At 54.9% G+C, this 20,291-nt stretch carries 16 protein-coding genes and 1 pseudogene; 10 read left to right on the top strand and 7 right to left on the bottom strand.

What is annotated here, in order from left to right; translation table 11 throughout:
* The first annotated feature begins 206 nt into the window (after positions 1-206).
* The gene (locus SH421x_RS25495; RefSeq protein WP_488852838.1) at positions 207-908 is read left to right on the top strand and encodes a response regulator transcription factor; all 702 of its coding nucleotides are present in this window, start codon (positions 207-209) and stop codon (positions 906-908) included.
* Positions 909-1,243: 335 nt separating this feature from the next.
* Here SH421x_RS25495 and SH421x_RS25500 read toward each other — a convergent pair whose 3' ends face one another.
* On the bottom strand, positions 1,244-1,798 hold the full coding sequence (locus SH421x_RS25500; RefSeq protein WP_488852839.1) for a glutathione peroxidase: 555 nt from the start codon (positions 1,796-1,798) through the stop codon (positions 1,244-1,246).
* 438 nt (positions 1,799-2,236) lie between these two features.
* Between SH421x_RS25500 and SH421x_RS25505 the strand changes: the two genes are divergently transcribed.
* Positions 2,237-2,890: a sugar-binding protein gene (locus SH421x_RS25505; RefSeq protein ID WP_488852840.1), complete on the top strand. Its 654-nt coding sequence runs from the start codon at positions 2,237-2,239 to the stop codon at positions 2,888-2,890.
* A 108-nt stretch (positions 2,891-2,998) separates the two neighbouring features.
* Here SH421x_RS25505 and SH421x_RS25510 read toward each other — a convergent pair whose 3' ends face one another.
* Together SH421x_RS25510 and SH421x_RS25515 are read right to left on the bottom strand one after the other, a co-directional pair.
* Positions 2,999-3,385 (bottom strand): hypothetical protein, encoded by a 387-nt coding sequence (locus SH421x_RS25510; protein ID WP_488852841.1) that lies wholly within the window; start codon positions 3,383-3,385, stop codon positions 2,999-3,001.
* A gap of 74 nt (positions 3,386-3,459) precedes the next feature.
* Positions 3,460-4,413 (bottom strand): DUF1559 family PulG-like putative transporter, encoded by a 954-nt coding sequence (locus SH421x_RS25515; protein WP_488852842.1) that lies wholly within the window; start codon positions 4,411-4,413, stop codon positions 3,460-3,462.
* 313 nt (positions 4,414-4,726) lie between these two features.
* On the opposite strand from SH421x_RS25515, the gene msrA reads away from it, so the two are divergent.
* The 6 genes from msrA (at position 4,727) to SH421x_RS25545 (ending at position 11,249) form a co-directional block, all read left to right on the top strand.
* The gene (msrA, locus tag SH421x_RS25520) at positions 4,727-5,266 is read left to right on the top strand and encodes a peptide-methionine (S)-S-oxide reductase MsrA (RefSeq protein WP_488852843.1); all 540 of its coding nucleotides are present in this window, start codon (positions 4,727-4,729) and stop codon (positions 5,264-5,266) included.
* A gap of 111 nt (positions 5,267-5,377) precedes the next feature.
* A complete protein-coding gene (locus SH421x_RS25525) occupies positions 5,378-7,534 on the top strand; it encodes a hypothetical protein (RefSeq protein ID WP_488852844.1) in 2,157 nt (718 codons plus the stop codon).
* 22 nt (positions 7,535-7,556) lie between these two features.
* Entirely contained in the window at positions 7,557-8,678 is a 1,122-nt protein-coding gene (ribD, locus tag SH421x_RS25530; RefSeq protein WP_488852845.1) for a bifunctional diaminohydroxyphosphoribosylaminopyrimidine deaminase/5-amino-6-(5-phosphoribosylamino)uracil reductase RibD, read from the top strand.
* Positions 8,679-8,892: 214 nt separating this feature from the next.
* The gene (locus SH421x_RS25535) at positions 8,893-9,252 is read left to right on the top strand and encodes a hypothetical protein (protein ID WP_488852846.1); all 360 of its coding nucleotides are present in this window, start codon (positions 8,893-8,895) and stop codon (positions 9,250-9,252) included.
* Between the two features lie 20 nt (positions 9,253-9,272).
* Entirely contained in the window at positions 9,273-10,133 is an 861-nt protein-coding gene (locus tag SH421x_RS25540) for a hypothetical protein (RefSeq protein WP_488852848.1), read from the top strand.
* A gap of 108 nt (positions 10,134-10,241) precedes the next feature.
* Entirely contained in the window at positions 10,242-11,249 is a 1,008-nt protein-coding gene (locus SH421x_RS25545) for a nucleoside hydrolase (RefSeq protein ID WP_488852849.1), read from the top strand.
* A gap of 66 nt (positions 11,250-11,315) precedes the next feature.
* On the opposite strand, the gene SH421x_RS25550 is transcribed toward SH421x_RS25545, so the two are convergent.
* The 4 genes and pseudogenes from SH421x_RS25550 to SH421x_RS25565 all read right to left on the bottom strand — a co-directional run bounded on the left by SH421x_RS25550 (position 11,316) and on the right by SH421x_RS25565 (position 18,321).
* The gene (locus SH421x_RS25550) at positions 11,316-14,600 is read right to left on the bottom strand and encodes a PVC-type heme-binding CxxCH protein (RefSeq protein ID WP_488856492.1); all 3,285 of its coding nucleotides are present in this window, start codon (positions 14,598-14,600) and stop codon (positions 11,316-11,318) included.
* Positions 14,601-14,645: 45 nt separating this feature from the next.
* Positions 14,646-14,708 (bottom strand): annotated as a pseudogene (locus SH421x_RS25555) (hypothetical protein); the annotation flags it as partial.
* Between the two features lie 92 nt (positions 14,709-14,800).
* Complete coding sequence (locus tag SH421x_RS25560; RefSeq protein ID WP_488852850.1) at positions 14,801-16,327, bottom strand: DUF1080 domain-containing protein; 1,527 nt, start codon at positions 16,325-16,327, stop codon at positions 14,801-14,803.
* Between the two features lie 317 nt (positions 16,328-16,644).
* Entirely contained in the window at positions 16,645-18,321 is a 1,677-nt protein-coding gene (locus SH421x_RS25565) for a hypothetical protein (protein ID WP_488852851.1), read from the bottom strand.
* A 590-nt stretch (positions 18,322-18,911) separates the two neighbouring features.
* On the opposite strand from SH421x_RS25565, the gene SH421x_RS25570 reads away from it, so the two are divergent.
* Together SH421x_RS25570 and SH421x_RS25575 are read left to right on the top strand one after the other, a co-directional pair.
* Complete coding sequence (locus SH421x_RS25570) at positions 18,912-19,850, top strand: DUF1559 family PulG-like putative transporter (protein WP_488852852.1); 939 nt, start codon at positions 18,912-18,914, stop codon at positions 19,848-19,850.
* A complete protein-coding gene (locus tag SH421x_RS25575; protein ID WP_488852853.1) occupies positions 19,847-20,260 on the top strand; it encodes a hypothetical protein in 414 nt (137 codons plus the stop codon). The genes SH421x_RS25570 and SH421x_RS25575 overlap by 4 nt, the downstream gene beginning before the upstream one ends.
* Positions 20,261-20,291 lie beyond the last annotated feature (31 nt).

Here is a 20,291-nt window from a genome sequence, read left to right on the forward strand (position 1 = left end):
TGCCGGGCACTTCACTCGATCGACATCTCGCCTTCCCTACATCCGCCACAACCGACAACATCCGTTTTGCCGACTCTCGTTGCGTATCACCGCAATTCGTCATAGAGCGTTTGTTTACAACCTATTTTTTTTAAAGTTACGTAGCGCCGTTCACGGGACGCCATGCTACACACAGTCGTTTTTAGAAGATGCTCAAAGGGCAGAGTATGAGCGCGAACAAAGTGAAACAGGGAAACCCATTACGGGGTCCCAGAGTTGTGCTGGTCGATGACGACGAGGCGATCATGCGTTGCGTAGGCCGAGTATTGGAACTGGAGGAAGATATTGAAGTTGTCGGACAGACCGGACACGCACAGGCAGGCGTCGCTCTCGCATGTCAGCAACGCCCTGATGTTGTTTTGATGGACATCCATATGCCAGGCGCCGATCCATTTCTAGCTTGTTACGAAATCCAGCAGGCGCTCGGTGGCGATTGCCAGGTTCTCTTCTACACAGCTTTTGCTCGCGACCAGTATCTGGATCGATGCATCGCCAGCGGAGCGGCTGGCATCGTCTCCAAGCATTCAGAGTCGATTCGCAATGTCGCCCTCGCGATTCGACATGTCGCCGCCGGCAATACCTACTTCTCGCCAGAACTCGCCCATCGACTGATTGAATTGCAGTCGGGACAGCCGATGTCGAGAATCGCGACCCTGACGCATCGAGAGATTTCGGTTTTACGTGAGCTGGCGTCCGGCAAGACCCAATTGGAAATTGCTGATTCGCTCGATCTGAGCGAACGGACCGTCAATAAAGAAGTCGGTGACCTAAAAGAAAAGCTGGCCCTACGATCGGTCAACGAATTACTGATGTTCGCGATGAACGAAGGTTTGGCTCATCCAGAACTGATTCATCAGCGCGGCGCCTAAAACGCGCACTTGAGAAACCGTAGAAGCCGTATAGATGGTCGTCAGTCGATCATACGTCAAAATTCTGCGCTTTTTTGCCTGTAAAACACGGCATTTGCGATGACTTTAGTTGCGGATAGTCGTTTCATACCCTAAATCACTAACATCTCGGGTGTGCTGCCCCTTCATCCGAGCGAAACCGCGTCGAACCTGCTGACGACGCGGTTTCTTTATTTCTTGCTGCGATCAGCGCACAAAAAAATCGCCTTGCGAAGTTCACAAGGCGACTCTTAACGATTGGAACCGCTCTTCGTATTTTGACGAAGCCGCTGGTCCGTTCTATGACACAGCGAAGACTAATCTTTTTTCAGTTGGGCTTCGATCGCTCCGACCACTTCTGGCGAATCGGGTTCGACTGGGGTGCGGAAACGAGCAACCACTTCTCCATCGCGATTAATCAAGAATTTTTCGAAATTCCATTTCACGTCGCCTGGATCTTGCTCAAAGCTTTTCAACTTTTTGTATACAGCGGCCGTGTCTGCTCCGTTCACATCGATTTTTTCCATCATGTCGAATGTGACATTGTACTTGTCGGTGCAGAACTCTTGAATTTCTAGCGCGGAGCCCGGTTCCTGACCACCAAATTGATTGCACGGAAATCCAACCACTTCCAGCCCTTCGTCATGGTATTTTTCGTACAGCGCTTGCAAAGGTTTGTACTGCTTGGTCTTGCCGCACTTGCTGGCGACATTGACGACCAGCAGGACCTTGCCTTTATACTTGGACAGATCAACTTTCTCGCCGCTGAGCGATTTCACTTTGCCTTCGAGCAGCGCATCAGAAGCTGAGGCGATCGAAGCCAGCGCGAAAACTGCGGCAAAGACTCCGCCGCTAAACAATACTCGCAACATCGCAATTTCCTCCAAAGGAATGGCCGCACGCGATCAGGACCAGCGTCGGCGACAAGGGGGTGAATGGATCTAAGAGTCTCTCCGGAAACTTGCTTTGCGGCTGGGATCAGCGATTTTTCGTGCTCGGCAAGGCGACCGAAGCAGGCGAATCCTCTAGATTCGTCGATGCAGGTCAACGCAGCCGCGTGCGGAAAATCGCTGATCCCAGTTCAAATTGAAGTTTCCGGATAGGCTCTAAGAGTGGTGAGGGCCGCGGCGACTCACAATCCTACTGATTCTACCCGAGCAAAAAGGGGTTACAAGTTTTGCATCTCACACAACGCTAGACAGTCAAAAGTACCGCGCACCGCTGCTCGCCCCCTTTGGGGGTGTTCTCGTCAGGGCCGTGTGCCGGTAGAACGAAGGTTTCGCATTTCCTTGACTAACGACCAGAATCGCATGTCCGCCGTCTTATCTCCCCCCTTTCTGTTTCATTTTTCGGTGCCGCTCCGCTATCGCGCGAAGATCTGGAGCGACAAACCGCTTGCATTTGAAGAAGAATACCGCCTGCAGTCCTTTGGCCATCTCGAGGGACGTCGGCAGTTTGCCGATGTTCGCGCCGCCTGGAACGAGCGCGGAATCGCCTTTTCGGTCGACGTCTCCGGCAAGCGCCAAGCCGCTTGGTGCCGAGAGAGCCGCGCCGTTGAAAGCGACGGAGTCCAGATCTGGATCGATACTCGGGCCACCAATAACGTGCACCGCGCGACCAAGTTCTGCCATCGATACGCCTTTTTGCCGACTGGGGGAGGACACTCCCTGCGTGAACCAGCGGCCGATCAGTTGCTGATCAATCGTGCCCGCGAAAACGCCAAGCCGATCCGCCCCGGCGAGTTGCGAATACGCAGCCAAATGAAAGCGGATGGCTACTTTCTCGAGTGCTGCGTCCCGGCGACGGCGCTGACCGGATATGATCCCAGCGAATACGATCGCATTGGCTTCTACTACGCCGTAATGGATCGCGAGCTAGGCTGGCAAAACTTTAGCGTCGGCACGCAGTTTCCCTTTGACGAAGATCCCAGCACCTGGGGCGTTTGTGAGCTAGTACGCGACTGATCATCGTCCCCAAAACCCAACCGGCTGCAAAGCATCGCGAAACAAAAAAGGGGAACTCGGATCAGCCGAACTCCCCTCTTGATGTTTTCATCTCTCAGCGAAGTTTGACTACTTTAAATCAAACGAAAACTTGTTCTCTCCACCCTCAGTGACCTTGGCGGTCAACTTTGTCTCGGTGTTGTACTGCTTTGGTATATAGGAGACATAGTTGGGCAAACCGTCAGGCGCAACGCCCATTTCTTTGGTCGCGGTGACCTTGACCATCTTTTCGCCTGGCTGGCACTCGAAGGAGAACTCGCCGTTTACGATCGGACCTGCTCCAACGGAACCTTTGCCATCGACTGGGAGAAATATGATTTCGCCGGCTTCGATCATCTCGCCCTTCATAGTGACGACTCCAGAAGCGACATTAGGAGCCGTCTTTGCGCAGCCAAGTATGCTGAATGCCACAATTCCGACGGCAATCCCCCAGCCAAGTGATTTATAAGCTTTCATTTTGACTTGCTCACAGCTGAAGGCCACGAAAAAAGGACAAAACACAACTTCAAGTGACCTATTGGAAGCTCGACTTAAAAATCGCCGGTTACTTCACCACCAGCACGCGTCCCTAACCGATTCCAAGTGATCGTGTCGATCGTCTCGGGAATAAATTGTACGCTTGCGTCACCAAACAAAGTCATCACTCCGCCGGGATGCTGGCTGCGAGCGTAAATGACCTGCGTGTCAGTGCTCCATACGCAAGGGGCATAGAGCGGACTTTCAGGAGCCCCTTGGCATGTGCGGCATTTGTCAGTAGCGGTGGTATTCGGCGGAAGCAGAGTACTGACAATACTACTGAGGTGATCTGCGCGATAATAGCGTCCGCGCCAATCTCGCTTGCCGGCGATGTTAGAGGGAACTAGCAGTATCTCGGCACCCATCACCGTATTCGAGGTTCCATCAGTAATACTTGAAAAATCGGTTTTTGAGAGGTAGAAGAACATTCCGTTGGCCGTATTATCGGTCGTCGTCGTGATTTCTTCGCTGCCATGGCACAGAAGATAGTTGCCATGGAAGCCGTCATCGTTATCCCCTGGATTAAGCGGATCAGTCGTGTGAACCTCACCTGTTTGACCTCGATTTGGATCCGACGGACACATTAGAGTCTCGATCTTTGTGTTCATCAAATTCGAAGGGAACGAATTCGAATTGTGAGTTTTCATATAAGGCGAAAGCTGATCATGCAGCGGCGCTTGCTCGAGAAATGGCAAGAGGAGCGGCATCCACGACATCGAACGTGGTGGTGTCGGTAGCGCAGCGTTCAAACCACTTGCGAGCACCCCCGGCGGAAAAACCAGGTGGGTGTCGTGATAGTTGTGCAGCGCCAATCCAAGTTGTTTTAAGTGGTTCGAGCAGGTCATGCGTCGAGCCGCTTCACGAGCTTGCTGCACCGCGGGTAGCAGCAGGGCGATCAATACGCCGATGATGGCGATGACGACCAGCAGCTCCACCAGCGTAAAGCCGAAGCGTTTGGGAATAGTCATGAAAGTGCCAACGGAAAAGAAGTTATGTAAAGAAGACAAACGACGAAGAGATAATTGCCGTTACAGAAGAGGCAACTGTGATTGTAGACAATAATCGATCATGCCGTCAATCAACAATATCAAAATATAATTTCTTTTTCAGACCATCCAACACCCCCACTCCGCCTCATCTGCAGGCGGCGATTATCACCCCTCCCGCTGCGGGGCGCCTGTCGTTGCCGCCACGGCGTGACTACTTTCTTGGTTGGGCGCGATATAAATAGGCAAGCGATTTCAATCCACCCGTGCGACACGCAAAGCGAGCACTCATTCCATGGCGGAAGCAACTTTTGGCGGCGGCTGTTTTTGGTGTACTGAAGCGATTTTTCAACGCCTTGAAGGGGTCACGCATGTCGAGCCAGGCTACTCTGGCGGAACCACCGACAATCCGACTTATGAGGCGGTCTGCCGCGGCTCCACCGGTCACGCCGAAGTGCTGCGGATTGAGTACGACCCAGCGCTGATTGAGTACGAGTCGTTGCTGGAGATCTTTTTTCAGACCCACGATCCGACCACGCTCAACCGTCAAGGCGCCGACGTCGGCACGCAATATCGCTCGGTCATCTTCACCCATGACTTAGCCCAAAAAGAAGCGGCGGAGAAGTTTTGCCAGCAGTTGGACCAGGCGAAATCGTTTCCCGCGCCAATCGTGACCGAGATTTCTCCCCTCACCAACTATTTTCCGGCCGAAAACTATCACCAGAACTACTTTGACAGTCACCCCACCCAGTCTTATTGCGCGGCGGTTATTGCCCCCAAAGTCGACAAATTCCGGAAAAAGTTCGCCGCCAGACTCAAACAGGGGGGCGACTAGCGCCGGCCAATTCGCTGCTCGTCAGCGAGCGCAAGGTGTGTTAGCATTTCGAGCTTAGATCGTCGCTTCCAGCGCCGGATGAACGAGACCAGACCCATACGCGGAGTCATCATGTCGATTGATCCCTATTCGAACTCCCCCTGCGGAACGAATAAGAAAATCAAATTCTACTGCCCGGAGATGATTCCCGATCTGGAGAAGATCGAGCGGATGTTGGCTGGCGAGCAACGGGTAGCGGCGCTCGACGTCGTGCAGAAGCTGCTCGAACGTTACCCCGATCATTCGGTCCCGCTCTTCTATCGCACGATTCTGCAAATGCAATTCGGTGAAGAAGCGAATATCACCGCTGCGATTGGCGAATTTCTCGATAAACATCCTGACAACCCGGCTGCGCACGCACTGCATGCCTCGCATCTGGCCGCGACCGGCAAGCCCAGCGAAGCGGTTGAGGAACTACAAACGGCGCTCGAACTATCGCCGCAGCAGCTGCACTTTGCCGTCTACGAAGCGTTGGGCGCCGTCGGTCAAGCGCTGCTGATGGATAGCAAGATCCCCGCTGCACGCGCTCACCTCATGATGCAAAGCAGCATCGCGCCAGAAGAAGACAACATGGCGATGCAGTTGTTGATGCGGATCAACTCGTCGCGTGAACTCCCTTCACTGCTGAAGACCGATCCTTCGTTGGCCGAATGTCCCAGCGATTTTCCGAAGCAGGAAGAATTTGAAGCGGCCCTAGGCGAAGCAGGCGCCGGTCGCTGGCGCAAAGCCATCAACCTATTCGAGCAATTAAGAACAACTGCTCCCCGTAATACGGCGCTGCTAGAAAACCTGGCCGTCCTGACCTCAACGCTGGGCTACAACGCAGCGGCGATCGGTTATCTGCATTCTTACGCCGCCGCCGCCGAGCGGAGCGATTTTGAAGCCGCGGTCGAAGCGGAAGCACTCGCCCAGTTGCTGTCGGATGATCCCGGCCCGCAATACGACATGGTAACTGTCCCCTTCTCGGTTCAAGACCTCGAAGCAGTGCTGGAGAAGCTACGTCTCGATGATCGCGCCAACATGCTGCCGGTCGATATCTCGCAATTAGCCGACGGAGACAACCCGCCGCCCAAAGTCGCCTATTGGCTGCTCGATCGGGCAGTACCTGAGTCAGCCGAAGGCATGACCGTCGAGACCGCTCCAAATGTGCTGGGCGAGATGCTGGTCTTCGGTAAAGAGACCGACCGTGGAGCGCGGCTCGAACTGTCAACCATGAAGAACGACAAGTTTGATGCGACCATCGCGACGCTCCGCGAGATCTGCGGCGACTCGATCGGAGAAATTGGCGCCGAAAAGCAGCTCGGCCAGATTCCAATGGCCGAAGCCGTGCTGACCTGGAGCTGGCGCCTGCCCGATTCGGCCACGGCCGCTCAAAAACAAGCGTTGACTCACGAGCGTCGCCGTCAGGCGTTACTCGAGAACTGGACGGCGCAGCCCCAACCGGCGCTCGGCGACAAATCTCCCCGCGAAGCAGTCGGTGACGCAGCCTTGCGAGTAAAACTAGCTGCCGCTGTGTTGGTGCTAGAAAACGCCGGACAGCAGCAACAGTGGAAGTTTGACTTCAACGAACTCCGTACAAAGCTGCAGTTGCCGACGCTCGATACGTTGATTGGCTCGCAAATCGAAATTGATTCGCTGCCTAGCGTCCGGCTCTGTCGTGTTGATCCGACCACGCTGGACGATGCCGATCTGGTCAAAGCCTATGGCCGCTCGGTGATCTCAGCCGAACGAGCTGCGATCCGGATCTTTGCCGAAGCGTTGCTCTCTCGTGAGTCGCTCGCCAACCAGATCGACAAGGGAGAGCTGTTTGGACAACTCGCACGAAACTGCGGCGATTCCGATCAAGCAATCGGCTACCTGAAGCAAGCCCAAGCGGCGGCCATCGCCGATGGTCAGTCGCCCGGCATGTGGAAGCTGGCCGAACTCGGCCTACGCCTAGAGCGCCGCGACTCTCAAGAGTCGCAAATGCTGCTGAATGACCTCACGCAGAATCACATGCAGGAAGCCGAAGTAGCCCGCCCCTTGATGCAGCTCCTCTATCAATTTGGGATCATCGGCGCGGATGGTCGTCCAACCGGCATGCCGCCGGGAGGCGGCGGCCCGCCTCCGATGGCGTCGACCCCGGCCGCTGGCGGTGGAGTCTGGACTCCAGACAATCCCAGCGCCGCCCCCGCAGCAGCGGCAGGCGAGGAGCAAAAGTCGAAACTTTGGATGCCCGGCATGGACTAACCGCGCGAGCGGCGAAGACATAATGCAATTTTCCGCCGATGATGAGCGATACATGCGCGAGGCCCTGCAATTGGCCTCGCTCGGACAAGGCGACGCCGAACCCAATCCAATGGTCGGTTGCGTCATCGTTCAAGCTGGCCAGGTCATCGGTCGCGGCTATCACGCTAAATATGGCGGCCCGCACGCAGAGCGGGCCGCACTGGCGAATTGCGGTGACAAAGTCGTTCGCGGCGCGACCGCCTATGTCACGTTAGAGCCCTGTTGCCATCATGGCAAAACGCCTCCCTGCAGTGACGCATTGATCGCCGCTCAGGTCGCTCGCGTGGTGATCGCGCAGCAAGATCCCTTCGGCCAGGTCGACGGCGGCGGTATCAAGCAACTACAAGCGGCCGGCATCAAGGTCGAAGTGGGTCTGCTGGAAGCTGAAGCGCAACGGCTCAGCGCTCCCTATCGCAAGCTGCTTGCTACGCAGCGTCCCTGGGTAATCGCCAAATGGGCAATGACGCTGGATGGCAAGCTGGCCAGCCAGACGGGAAGCAGTCGCTGGATCTCCAACGAATTGGCTCGCGAACGCGTCCATCGCTTACGCGGCCGAATGGATGCAATCGTAGTCGGAAGTCGAACCGCGCAACTGGACGATCCGCAACTCACAGTTCGCCCCCCAGGCTTACGCACGCCGCTACGTATTGTTGTCGACGGCGATGCAACCCTTTCGCTGAACAGCAAACTGGTGCAAACCGCGAACGAGACGCCGGTGCTGATCGCCGTGAAAGCGGACGCCGATCCCGCGAAATGCGCCGCTTTGCGGCAAGCAGGCTGCGAAGTCTTGGCTTGCGCTGGTGCCGAGCGTGCTGAACGACTCGACGCGCTGCTGCTGGAACTGGGGCGACGCCGGCTCACCAATATCTTGGTTGAAGGGGGCGCTGGACTACTCGGGCAGTTTCTGGCAATCTCCCAAATTGACGAAGTCTTTGCATTCATCGCTCCCAAGCTTATCGGTGGCCGTCATGCGCCCAGTCCGATCGGCGGCGACGGCTGGTCCGACATGAGCGAAGCGCTGGCCCTAAGCGACGTGTCCATCGAAGCACTCGGCGATAACGTCCTGATGCACGGCTTGGCTGGTAAGCATTCTACAAAACAATAACGATTTTCGGCCCGGCGAAACGCATTGCGAAGAAAAGCCACGCAGTAGCATCTCATAAAAGAAACACGATTGGGGGAATAGGCAAAAAAACATGTCTCAAGACCAAAGAGTTGTCCGTAAGAAGCGGATGCGAGTAGAATAAACTTGAGCTGTCCCTGACTCACCTCAATTGTCTTTTGTACAGAATTGTTGTCAAAACAGACTGACCTTTATTATGTCTGAAACACTCAAGCTCCCGTACTTTACGATCAGAGCCGATGAATTGGCGATGTGGTTGGATAGGCAAAATCAAGCCTGGTGGACGGTTGACGGTGATCCGCTCCTCACTTCGCGTGTTGATTTCCCTTGTCCAAGTGAAGAATTATCGACCGAATTACGTCGCATCTCGGAGGGGCTCAAAATCTTTGATCCTCGCGATGGTTCGCATGCCCATGGCGAATCCATTTCGCATCCAAAAATCGACGACCTCGCGAACACGGACAACAACTCAAAGGCCCGAACTTTTCTCCTCTCTTGGGAAGGTGAAAGCATTCAGTGGCTGCTTGCGGAAGATCCCGAAGCTGCAAACGCCTAAGACTCACAGAATGGACAAGCATGCCGGGGCGCCCGCCGATCGATCTGAATCAAAAGGTTCGCGATCTTCTAACCCATGTCGATCCTCTCTCGACTGGACTTGATGCGCCGATTCGTTCTTTTGAAGAGCGGATCAACGCTTGTCTGAATTTGATCAAGTACATTGACGATCATGTTTCTATGCAATCGGTGTATGCTGCCGTATACGATCGCCATATGTCCTTATTGCGTCGGATGGTGCTTGTCAGCATGGTCGAGGCGTTTGAACGGTTTGTCAAAGAGACTGCAATCGTGTGCGTGGACTCAATCGCTCCTTACACAATCGACGATCGTTTCGATAAGTTCTCGCCGACCGGTGGAAGTCTCGCGACGCAATTCGACGCCGGATCTGTCGGCAAGGCAATGTGCGAATCCGACACATGGCTCAGCAATCAAACGATCAACGAGAGATTTCGCCACATTCTTAAGCCGCACTTTGGCGAACCGTGGGAGTTTCTGTTTCCCAACGAAAAACAGAATCCGACGTCAGAGCGCTCGCGTGCGACTACGCTCGCTATCTTATGGCAATTACGTCACAACATTACGCACAATACCGGCGTCTTAACGGACTCCGACGCCAGGCGACTTACGCTCATGGTGAAATCTCACGTTGCAAGCGGCGAAGTGCTGAGCCCTGACCGGTTTGACCTACAATATGTCAAACGATTCTTAGTAGAAACAGCACTTCACACAAACTCACGGATTGGTGAACGTCTTGCCCTGTTGTTGACCGAGAGGTACCACGTCGACTCGACATTGTTTGATCGTCAGACGCTGGCAGATAAAATTTCTGGCTCATTTCAAAAAGCTTTGACGATCGACGGTTACATGGGATCGCCATAGAAGCTGTTCGCCCAATCACGCCATGTAGGGCGAAGGAGTACTACCGTTAACTACTTGCTGCTTCTAACCGGTTCGTGCATTCCTTGTTCTGTCGATCGAGATCGCCCAATGTATCGGATCTTCGCCTACTGGCTTGTGCTGCTGCTCGTTGCCGACTGGTACAGCCCAAGCTTTGCGACACCGCCGGTCCGCATCCTGTTGGATACCGACATGGACAGCGACTGCGATGACGCCGGTGCGTTGGCAATCTTGCATGCGCTGGCCGATCGCGGCGAAGTCGAGATCTTGGGGACAATGGTCTCGTCCAGCCATGCCTGGTCTGGCGCCTGCGTTGATGCAATTAATACTTATTTTGGTCGACCTGATTTACCAATCGGCGTTTCGAAGGGGAAGGGCGCGAGTCGGCAAGGCTCGAAGTTCGCCCGCCAGATCGCAGCCGAGTTCGCGCATGATTTCTCCAGCGGCGCGGCTGCGCCCGACGCCGTGCCACTCTATCGCCGTATTCTGGCCGCGCAGCCTGATGGCAGCGTTGTGATCGTCACCGTCGGCGATCTGACTAACCTGCGTTACTTGCTCGCGACTGCCGCCGATGAATATTCGCCGCTGGATGGTCGCCAGCTAGTCGCCGCCAAAGTCAAAGAATGGGTCTGCATGGGCAGCCGCTATCCGGCCGATCTTGATCCGAACCCGTGGGGCAACTTCAAAATGGATCCCGATTCGACCTTACTCGCAATCACACAGTGGCCAACCAAGATCACTTTCACCGGTGGAGGCGCCTTCGCCGAAGCGGTCGCCACAGGCAAGTCGCTGGCACAACTGCCGCCGACAAATCCGGTGCGTCGGGTCTATGAGCTTTACTTTGGTGGCAAGCCGCACAATCGTCACAGCGCCGATCAGATCGCCGTGATGGTTGCTGCCCGCGGCACAGGCACTCCCTGGAAGCTAGTCACCCAGGGACGCAATCACATCTTCGCCAACGGCACGCACCAGTGGGAAACCGAGTCGAATAATCGGCTGCACCAGTTTGTGTCAGCATTACAGCCGCAAGCGATCGCGCAAGATGTTGCCGCCGAGCTGGAGACGCTGATGCGTCATCAGCCGAGCGAGCAGCCATAAAAAAAAGTCCTTGCCGCTGCCGGCAAGGACTTTCATGTTGTCGATCGGAAACGTAACGCAGTACCGTTAGTTCTTCTTTTTCAGCGTTTCCAGGTAAGCAGTCACATCGACCAATTCCTGCACTGTCATCAGCTTTTGCAGATCATTGGGCATCAACGAAGTCGACAGTTTTTTCATCTCCTCGACTTCGTCTTGCGAGAACGAACGAACCAGCCCTTCCTGATTCTTGATTGTGATCGCTTCATCGGTTTCGCTGACCAGTAGCCCGGTGATCGCCGTGCCGTTGTCAAGCAAGACCGCAAAGTTCTCATAGTTGTGGCTGATGCCGGCGCTAGGATATAAGACCGATTCAAACATCGCTTCGCGACTTAGTTTCGAGCCGATCTCGCTAAGGTTTGGGCCGACCTCTTTCCCCTGATCGTTGACGATGTGGCACTTGGCGCAGGTCGCCTCGCCGGCGAACAGCTTTTGCCCGTTGGCGGCGTCGCCACGCATCTTGATCAGTTCGGCCAGCGGCGGCACAGGCTTGTTATCCTTGCTCGGCGGCGCCGGGAAGATCGCCGTCGCTTGCTCGCGGACCTCTTGCCAAGTGGAAGCGGTCAGCGGAGCGGCGGCAGCTTGCATTAGCGCCGGATCGAGCTTGCCTGATTTGGCCAGCGCCAGCAGCTTGTTTGCGCTGCCGCGATTGGCGGCCAGCGCCTTCACCGCGATGCGGCGCAGTGCGAGATCCTTCGCTGGATCGTCGACCAACGTCTGCATGATCCCCAGTGCCGGCCCCGCAGCCGAGTTGCCAACCGCTTCAGCAGTTGCGATTGCTTTCTCCAGATCTTTGTCGTTGATCGCATTGTTAACCATCGCTTGTTGGTCCTTGTCCAACAGCACCTTCATTGCTGCGACTCCGGTCGCTTCGGAAGGTTGCTGCTGAGCGATCGCCAGCAGGTCGCCAAATCGATCCGTCACGTTGAACTTGTCGACCAGTTCGACAAAGACCGGCGTGCCGGCTAGTTTCTGCAGCGCCGATTTCAATGAGTTCGCATGCTCTGGATTCTTCGAAACGTCGAATCCGTTCAACCGACTAATCGCTTCGCTCAAGATCAGCGATTGCGTCTTGGAGTCAGCACCGGCGCCGGAGAATGCCAAGTCGGCAAGGACTTGGCTCTTTGCGTCGCTACCGGCCTGGAAATCAAACGCGCGAAAGTAGCGCGGCAAAATTTCTATCGATGTAGCACGATTGCGAATGATCGCAGCCAATAAGCCCGGCGTCTGTTCAGCACGGCTGCGCCACACAATGTCGCGACCAGCAGGCGTGTCCCACTTGTCGCCGACCTGGCCCATGTAAGCAGCCAGGCAAGCGTCCCAGTTCAGATCCGCGCCAATCCCCAGTGCTTCTAGATACCAACGGTCCTGACCGTCATGCTGCACGGCGAGCTGCGCCCACAACTTTGCGGCCTCAGGACTATCGGCAAATCGCAAAGAGATCACCGCTTCGCGACGAACTTGCGGCGAAGGATCGTTGACCAATTTTGCAACCAGCGATTCGATCGGCAACTTTAGTTCTTTGCCCAATCGCAAACCGGTGATCCGAATGTCGGCGTCTTTGTCGGCGACCGCTTGCGCGACGTAATGTTCGCCGCGACCTTCGATCTTGCCAAGTAGCCATAGTGCGCGAGCACGAACGCGCGGATTGGCATGGGTCTCGAACATCTTCCGCAGGCCCTCTTCCGCTTTCACTCCTTGGTTGTGAAGCGACGTCCAGGCCATGTAGCGGACCGAGAGATTAGGGTTTTCAAGCGCCGCTAATGCCCCTTCGACCGTACTGTAGTCGTACTTTGGCACGTTGTAACGCTCTCCCTTGGGAGCGATGCGAAACAAACGCCCGCGATCGAGATCGCGTTGAGCATGACCGCCGACGCCTGGATCGTACCAGTCGGTGACAAACAGCGAGCCATCAGGAGCGACGCAAACGTCCGCCGGGCGAAACCAGTTGTCTCGCGCGCCAAACAAAACATCGACCATCTCGCCCTTATAGCCGGCGCCCTCTTTGGTCGCCGGATAGGCCCGAACAATGTTGGGACCGGCGTCGCAGTGGATCACTTGATCCCAAAAAACCTGTGGCAGCAAGCGACCTTCGTAAACGCAAATACCGGTCGGCGAGCCGGCGCCGGTTTGCAAAAAGTTGGGCACCACGCCGGGATCATTGAGGTGCCAGTGCCGCAGCGGAATTTCATCACTCATCCCGGTGCGCGGCGTCTGCCAACTCGATCCGTTCATTTCATCGCGATAGCCAAAGTTTCCCTGCTCCATGACATAGTTGATGCGGACGCCGCGGTTGCCGTCGTCGTCGTTGTCACTTTGCCACAGCGTGCCGAACGAGTCGACCGTCACTTCGTAATTGTTACGGAAGTTGTGAGCCAGAACTTCAAATTCGCTCCCGTCCAGATTGCAGCGGAACGGCATTCCGCCAAAGAAAGGGCGCCCGTTATCGACCACTTCGCGGCCATGGATATCGATGACCGGCTGACCATCCTTATCAAAGACATGCTGGCCGGTGTTGCCGACATTCCAGTACAGCTTGCCATCGGGACCAAACAGAAACGAGTGAGCCGAGTGATCATGTTGCTGCTGCCCCGTCTTGGTGAACAGCAATTCTTTTTGATCAGGCTTGTCGTCGCCGTCGGTATCGGTAAAGACAATGATGTTGGGCGCCGCCGACACAATCACCTTGTCGCCAAGAACACAAATCCCCATCGCCGAATCGATGTCGCGACCTTGATAATAGAGCTTCTCTTGCTCGCAGACCCCATCTCCATCGGCGTCTTCCAAGATCAAGATACGATCCCCTTCGGGACGCGAGCCATTGTTGCCGCGATAGTTCATCACGTCGCAAACCCAGACGCGACCGCGATGATCGACATCCAGATTGGTCAGACTTTTCAAAGCAGGCTCTGAAGCAGCTAGAGTCGCTTCAAGACCGTCATAAACGTCAAGCCCATCAATCGCTTCCTCGGGCTCACGCGTTATTCCGCCTGACGCGACAATGCTCAACGCTTTGGCGGACGGTTTTTGCGTATAGACCGCAAAGCTAACGCTTGAGGTTTGCCCTTGATCGCTGCCGCCGTTATCAATGCCCCCTTTCGCTTTGAAACGGGTAAAACCTGGCGGCAGGTCATAGGCGATGACCGAATTGGCGTGCGTGCCGATGCCATATTCGACCGGCTGGCCGTTGACGCGAAGCGGAGCGCCATCCACGTTGCGATTTCGATTGACCGAGCGCCACTGCGTGGTGGCCGATTTCCAATCCAACTCGGTCAGCTTCTTTTCGCCGGCTGGACCAATCAGACGCGGTTCCATCCAGTCGGCCCAGTCGCAGGCAAAGCCATCGCCTGCATCCTGCACCACCAGATAAAGCTCTTTCGCACCGGTGATGTCAACGTCGACGTCGACCGCGTGCCCCGGCGTTTGCGTGGTGACAACTTTGCTTTGAAATTTGGCCTTATCCGCAGCATCTACTTTAGCGGCAGGCTGTTTGGCGGCTTGGGCCTGGGCCTCAACTAGCTTTTTTTTTTCGCGTTCGGGTTGGGGCCGAGCAGCCCTTCCAGGTCATTCTGCGAGAGCGATTTCGACTCAACACCGTTGGCCGGAACTTTTTCACCAGAGATCCAGACGATCGCGTTCAGCACGACCTTGCGGAAGTCCTCGTTGCCCCAGTTGTTGTGGAAGTGGCCGCCCGTAAAGCCAAAGCCGCGACCGCCATCCGGACGTTCAGCCGCCCAGGCAACATGCTGCGGTTGGCCAATCATGGCGCGTACGGCAGGATTGCCGCTATGCGGGCCATCAGGTCGATCCAAGGTCGACTTGGGCGGAACCGCCGACAAGATCGGCGTGACGCCGTTCATGTCATTGCGAAACCGCATGTTGTAGTACCACTCGTCATTGATCGAAAACGGCTTCACGCCGTTGGCGACCGGATGATCAGGGAAGGTTTTGAAGTCGGCAGTCCAGTGCGGATTGACGCTATAGTCGGTTTCAAAATAGCCGCCGATCCAGTCCACAAACTTGTCGCCGGGCTCACCCTTGGGAACTTCGACGCCGTAGTGGATACAGGCCAGACCGACGCCTGATTTCATCAATTTGTCAAATTGGTCCAAGTGAGCGTTCAGCAGATGTCCGCCGCCGCCGTCACAATAGACGACGACTGCATCGGCATTGTCAAAAGCGGTTGGATCCTGTGGCCAGCCGCCGGGATAAATCGCCGCTTGAAAGCCGGAGACATTTTCGGTCAGCGCCAACATCAACAAGCGGCAACCGCCGGTGTGCTCGTGCTGTCCCCAGCCATGGCTGGGGTTACCGGGTACGAAGACTACTTTTTTTTTGCCGTCTTCCAGCTTGGTTCGTTTCAGCTCAATGTCCTTGAACTGCACGACCATCGGCGGACCGGCGTGCAATTGCAAAGCCAGAATCCCGCTCTCACGATTGTCGGTTTTGCCTTCGTCGATCACTTCCGAAGTCTTGACGCCGTTAATGTAATGCGTCAGGTGGTTTCCCTTGGCGACGATGTGGTACTCGTTCCAATCTTCTTTATTGATCTTGGCTTGGATGTCAGCCGATTCGGCGAACCGATCGTTCTTGTTTCCTTTGTTGCCGTCGAAGATGGTCGCTTTGATCCCACGATTGGCGATGATCCCGCGGCCCCGTTCTTCGTAGTTGATGCCGCTGTAGGTATCGCCGCTGTCGATGTCGGCCTGGTAACCCTTGACAACGTAGTCGCCTAGATCGGTCGAGCGATACTGTATGCCCGAGTTGCCGCCGACAATTTTGTATTTCAACTTCAATTCAAAGTCATCGACCTTGCCGTCATCCCAGATCAGGAAGGTGTTTCCCTGGGTCGGATTCTCGGGCGTGGTTTGTCCCGTAATCATCCCATCTTGGACGCTCCAAAACTGCTCTTTGCCGCGCCAACCTTTCAGCGTTTTGCCGTCAAAGATCGATTTAAAACCTTCTTCGGCCCGAACGGCCGAAACAAAGGTGGTCGTCGCGATGATCGCGGCAAATAGAAGAAGACCAGGCAATTTCTTCATAGGGTCGTTCTCTCAGGATTGAATGCAACAGACGGGGGGAAGCTTTTGGCGCGAGGTGTGCATAACGCCAAAATTGCAGCGACTCTGGATGGGTTCGCCGCATGTTAGGATGTAACGGTAAGTCTAGCCTAAACTAAATCAGATAACCAGAAACCGGGCCGCTAAGCTGATTTTTTTCCCTCTTTGCCGAGTTTCCAGCCGGCTTTCTCCCAGCATGTAAAGAAAAGGGACGCCCAAATTGGACGTCCCTGAGAATCTTTACGCATCAGCATTTCAATTCTCGGCAATGAGCTCGAGTTGATTCCTCTAAGCGGCGGTTAGTTGCCGAACAGGTTGAGCCCGGCGCCGGCGTCTCCGGCGATTACCGGTGCACCGTCGGTCGAATAGAGGTCCCACAGGTTATCACTGGGGCTGACGGCAACCTGAAAGGCTCCCCCATTCAAAACTTTGCGTTCTTCCCCTTTGCCGTCACCGCGATCAAACCGAACTTCGATTGGATACGCGCTGTCATGGGTTTTCACGCTATGCGGACCGACGACCGAAGCGGCATTGTTGACGACATAGTTGAATGGATTTGGATTCCCTGAATTGTCGATCTCGACATGAAACTTTTTGGATACCAGCGCCCAACCGTTGTCGCCGGGAGTAAACTCATACGTGCCGGTGGTCAGCGTGTATCTCGCTTCGCCAAACGAAGCGCCGCGATCGTAGGTGATAATCCACTTGCCGTCACCCAGCGCTTGAAGGTGGCCGGCTTTCATCGAGTAATCATATTTGTCGTTGATGACGTAGGCGATTTCCTCTCCATTGGCAGATGCGTTACGCAGTACGACTCCACTGGTCGGAATCGTTGCGTCCGATTCAGGAACCGGCAGCGATTGAGCAACCGGCAACCCCATCGCTCCGGCCAACGTCGACGTACTAACATTTAAATTACCGTTGCCGCCGGTGCCGACCATCACCGATCCGTTGCCCAGGTTAATGACGGTTCCGTTGGGGAGATTTGGATTGTGGATCACGGTGACCGTACCGCCGCCTAGCCCATTCATGCCGGGATTGGGGATAGCGCCGTTAAGCAACTGTTGAACTTTCGCCGTTTGGCCCATCTCAGCCAGATTGTCGAGCAAATGATCGCGATCCTTGCCCGGCGGAAGCAGGTTTTTCACGTCATCGGTGAAGCGATCTATATCACGTTCCGTCAGTTTGCCGTTCTGATTCTGATCGCGTAAGTCATTCAGATCGTTTTGGAGATTCACTTTTTTCGCCAGATCGATCGCTTCTCCGGCATGAGCGGGATTGGCGTTGGCGTTGTAAAGAATCTGCACCGTTGCCGCGTCACCTTTGTTTTTGGCTTCCAAGATTTGTTTTTGAATGTTGGGATCCATGATGCCTGCTTGCTGCATCTGGGTGATCAAATCGGTGTCGCTGGGAGGTAGTTGGTCCTTCAAATCCTCTTCAATGTCGTCCAGTTCTTCCTCTTGCTGGTCTTGCAGCTTTTCATTCGCTCGCTCAATGTCTTGATTGGTCAGACTCAAAAAACTAGCGGTGTTGACGACTTGATTTTTGACCGCCGCCACCTTTTTCACCGGCGCAGGATTCTTCTTCGGCGCTACATTTTTGGGCGCCGCCGGAACTACTTTCGCCGGAGCAGGCGTCGGATAGTAATTTGGCTGCGGATAATATTGCTGGCGTTGCGGCCGATTGTACTCATCGTCGTAATACCGCCGATTTCGATCGTATCGGTCATTGTTGTTGTTATTGTTACTCGCTTTGATTCCTTGTTCGATCGCGCCAAAGATCCCGCCGACGATCGCTTTTTCTAGGCCATTGTTATTGTCGTGCTCTGGATAGTAGCCGCCGCGATTCGACTGGCCGCCCCATCCTGAACCTTGGTTACCAGATCCGCCAAACAGCCCTTGCGCCAATAACGTCGGCGTCACGAAAAGTGTCGCTATCAACAATGCACTGGCCGCGATGAGTGAGTGAGATCGCATCGTCATCCTCCTTGCCTTGGGTCGACTGATACAGTCAGAAAAGATGAAGCAGCAGCGAATATCAATCTAAGACTCCTCTTTTGGGGAGTCAACTAGCTGCGGAAAGTTATTATCCCTTGCGCGCTAAATAGTAGTGCATTAGGGAATCAATCCGGACCCATGAGCATCATCACTCTGGGAAAAAGGGGCGAGATGCACAAGCAATCTGTCCCACAGCCCGCCTGCCATTGGGATCAAATTCACAGCAGTCAATCGGCCGAAAACAGCCTTGAAAGACTCATCGCAAACCAAGACTCGCACCGGACAAAGATTTTCGGATTTGTTCCAGGCTTCCGCCGGCTCGGCGAGATTATTTATTTCTTCATCCCGCCTACGAAGATGCTTCATTATCCATGTCAATAATCTGAATTCGCATCCACTCCAGTCATTGGAGATGGCTCGTGCCTGCGGTAGCCACACCAACTCGACTTTGCTTCGGCGATGTTTTGATGTCTCTGCGCGAGTTACGTGACTGAGTCTTGTGGTTAACGCTCTAGGTCGCGTGCTTCTGACTTTTGACTGTACACTCCAGAACGGGGACAACCATTTCTATGAACGTATCGCAAGTGTCGCGTCGCGGTTTTACTCTTGTTGAGTTATTGGTGGTGATAGCCATCATCGGAGTTTTGATCGCATTGCTTCTGCCTGCGGTACAGCAAGCTCGCGAAGCGGCGCGGCGAATGCAGTGCGGCAATAATCTGAAACAGATTGGCTTAGCACTACACACCTATCACGACGCGCTGGGCAGTTTCCCCTTGGGAGGACAAGGGACAAAGTCGGGGCCGATCACAACGCCCGGCGGCACTTGCAACTTTGCCGCGACGACGCCGATGCGAGCTCCATGGACGGTATTGCTTCTGCCGCAATTGGAAGAGTCAAACCGTCACGACCAGTTCAATTTTAGCCAAGACTTCACCTCGTATAGCGTGAACCGCAAAGGCTCGGCCACCAATCATGCGCAATGGGAGCTGCCGCTAGAGAAATACCGCTGTCCTTCGGACGCTTTTTTTCCGAAGGCGCCTTTGACCAGCTATCGCGGCGTCGAAGGTGGAGGGGAAACTCCGTGGTGTGCCACCAGCTCACTATCGAGCACCCGATTTTTTTTCAACAACGGCGTGCTTTATTTCAACTCGGCGATCACTTTCCGCGACATCGTGGATGGAACCAGCAACGTCTTTTTGGTTGGCGAGTCCCCCTATCAAAACTGGTCCGATTCCGATACGCGCTACAACGAAGGCTGGGCGTCAGCGGCGTTTACCATTAATAACAGCGGCTTCTCGTCCGTCACCACCAGCACACGCTATCCACTGAATACCGGCATCAATGGCAACAGCTCCTCAGGATGCTTTGGCAGCTGGCACGCAGGCGGAGCATTGTTCACGATGTGCGATGGGTCTGTTCAATTTATGAGCGAAACCATGAATCTTGATATTTATCAGCAGTTGGGCGCCCGCAATGACGGCGCACCAGTTGGAGGAGCTTCTCTATGATCCAACGAAAACTTTCCTGTCTGACCATGGGGCTCGTGATTGCCGGAGTAGCCGTCGTATCTTGCGGTTGCGGCGGCAACAACGGTCGCAACCAGATTCAGGGGCAAGTCACCTATCAGGGAAAAGCAATTCCCCGCGGCGTCATTCGCTTTACGCCGGACAGGGAGCAAGACAACTCGGGCCCCGGCGCCATCGCGACGATAGAGAATGGCTACTATCAGACAAAAACAGGAAAAGGAGTGGTCGCCGGGCCTCACACCATCATGATCGCCGGCTTTGACGGCACCGATCAAATTGAGGGAGCATGGGAAGGCAAGCCGTTATTTAAACCCTACAACACTCAATACGTTTTTGAAAATCGAAGCGCCGTTGTCGATTTCGATGTCCCGTTGCAGCCAAAGTCGCGCTGATTTTATGTCGCCTTGATTTCCACCATTGAAC

This window comes from Blastopirellula sp. SH421 (genome assembly GCF_057808535.1).

Coding starts and splice junctions, on each gene's coding strand:
- SH421x_RS25525 (WP_488852844.1), top strand. CDS start 5,378: ATGTCGATTGATCCCTATTCGAACTCCCCCTGCGGAACGAATAAGAAA.
- SH421x_RS25495 (WP_488852838.1), top strand. CDS start 207: ATGAGCGCGAACAAAGTGAAACAGGGAAACCCATTACGGGGTCCCAGA.
- SH421x_RS25500 (WP_488852839.1), bottom strand. CDS start 1,798: ATGTTGCGAGTATTGTTTAGCGGCGGAGTCTTTGCCGCAGTTTTCGCG.
- SH421x_RS25515 (WP_488852842.1), bottom strand. CDS start 4,413: ATGACTATTCCCAAACGCTTCGGCTTTACGCTGGTGGAGCTGCTGGTC.
- msrA (WP_488852843.1), top strand. CDS start 4,727: ATGGCGGAAGCAACTTTTGGCGGCGGCTGTTTTTGGTGTACTGAAGCG.
- SH421x_RS25565 (WP_488852851.1), bottom strand. CDS start 18,321: ATGCGATCTCACTCACTCATCGCGGCCAGTGCATTGTTGATAGCGACA.
- SH421x_RS25560 (WP_488852850.1), bottom strand. CDS start 16,327: ATGAAGAAATTGCCTGGTCTTCTTCTATTTGCCGCGATCATCGCGACG.
- SH421x_RS25510 (WP_488852841.1), bottom strand. CDS start 3,385: ATGAAAGCTTATAAATCACTTGGCTGGGGGATTGCCGTCGGAATTGTG.
- SH421x_RS25545 (WP_488852849.1), top strand. CDS start 10,242: ATGTATCGGATCTTCGCCTACTGGCTTGTGCTGCTGCTCGTTGCCGAC.
- SH421x_RS25505 (WP_488852840.1), top strand. CDS start 2,237: ATGTCCGCCGTCTTATCTCCCCCCTTTCTGTTTCATTTTTCGGTGCCG.
- SH421x_RS25570 (WP_488852852.1), top strand. CDS start 18,912: ATGAACGTATCGCAAGTGTCGCGTCGCGGTTTTACTCTTGTTGAGTTA.
- SH421x_RS25535 (WP_488852846.1), top strand. CDS start 8,893: ATGTCTGAAACACTCAAGCTCCCGTACTTTACGATCAGAGCCGATGAA.
- SH421x_RS25575 (WP_488852853.1), top strand. CDS start 19,847: ATGATCCAACGAAAACTTTCCTGTCTGACCATGGGGCTCGTGATTGCC.
- SH421x_RS25540 (WP_488852848.1), top strand. CDS start 9,273: ATGCCGGGGCGCCCGCCGATCGATCTGAATCAAAAGGTTCGCGATCTT.
- SH421x_RS25550 (WP_488856492.1), bottom strand. CDS start 14,600: ATGGAACCGCGTCTGATTGGTCCAGCCGGCGAAAAGAAGCTGACCGAG.
- ribD (WP_488852845.1), top strand. CDS start 7,557: ATGCAATTTTCCGCCGATGATGAGCGATACATGCGCGAGGCCCTGCAA.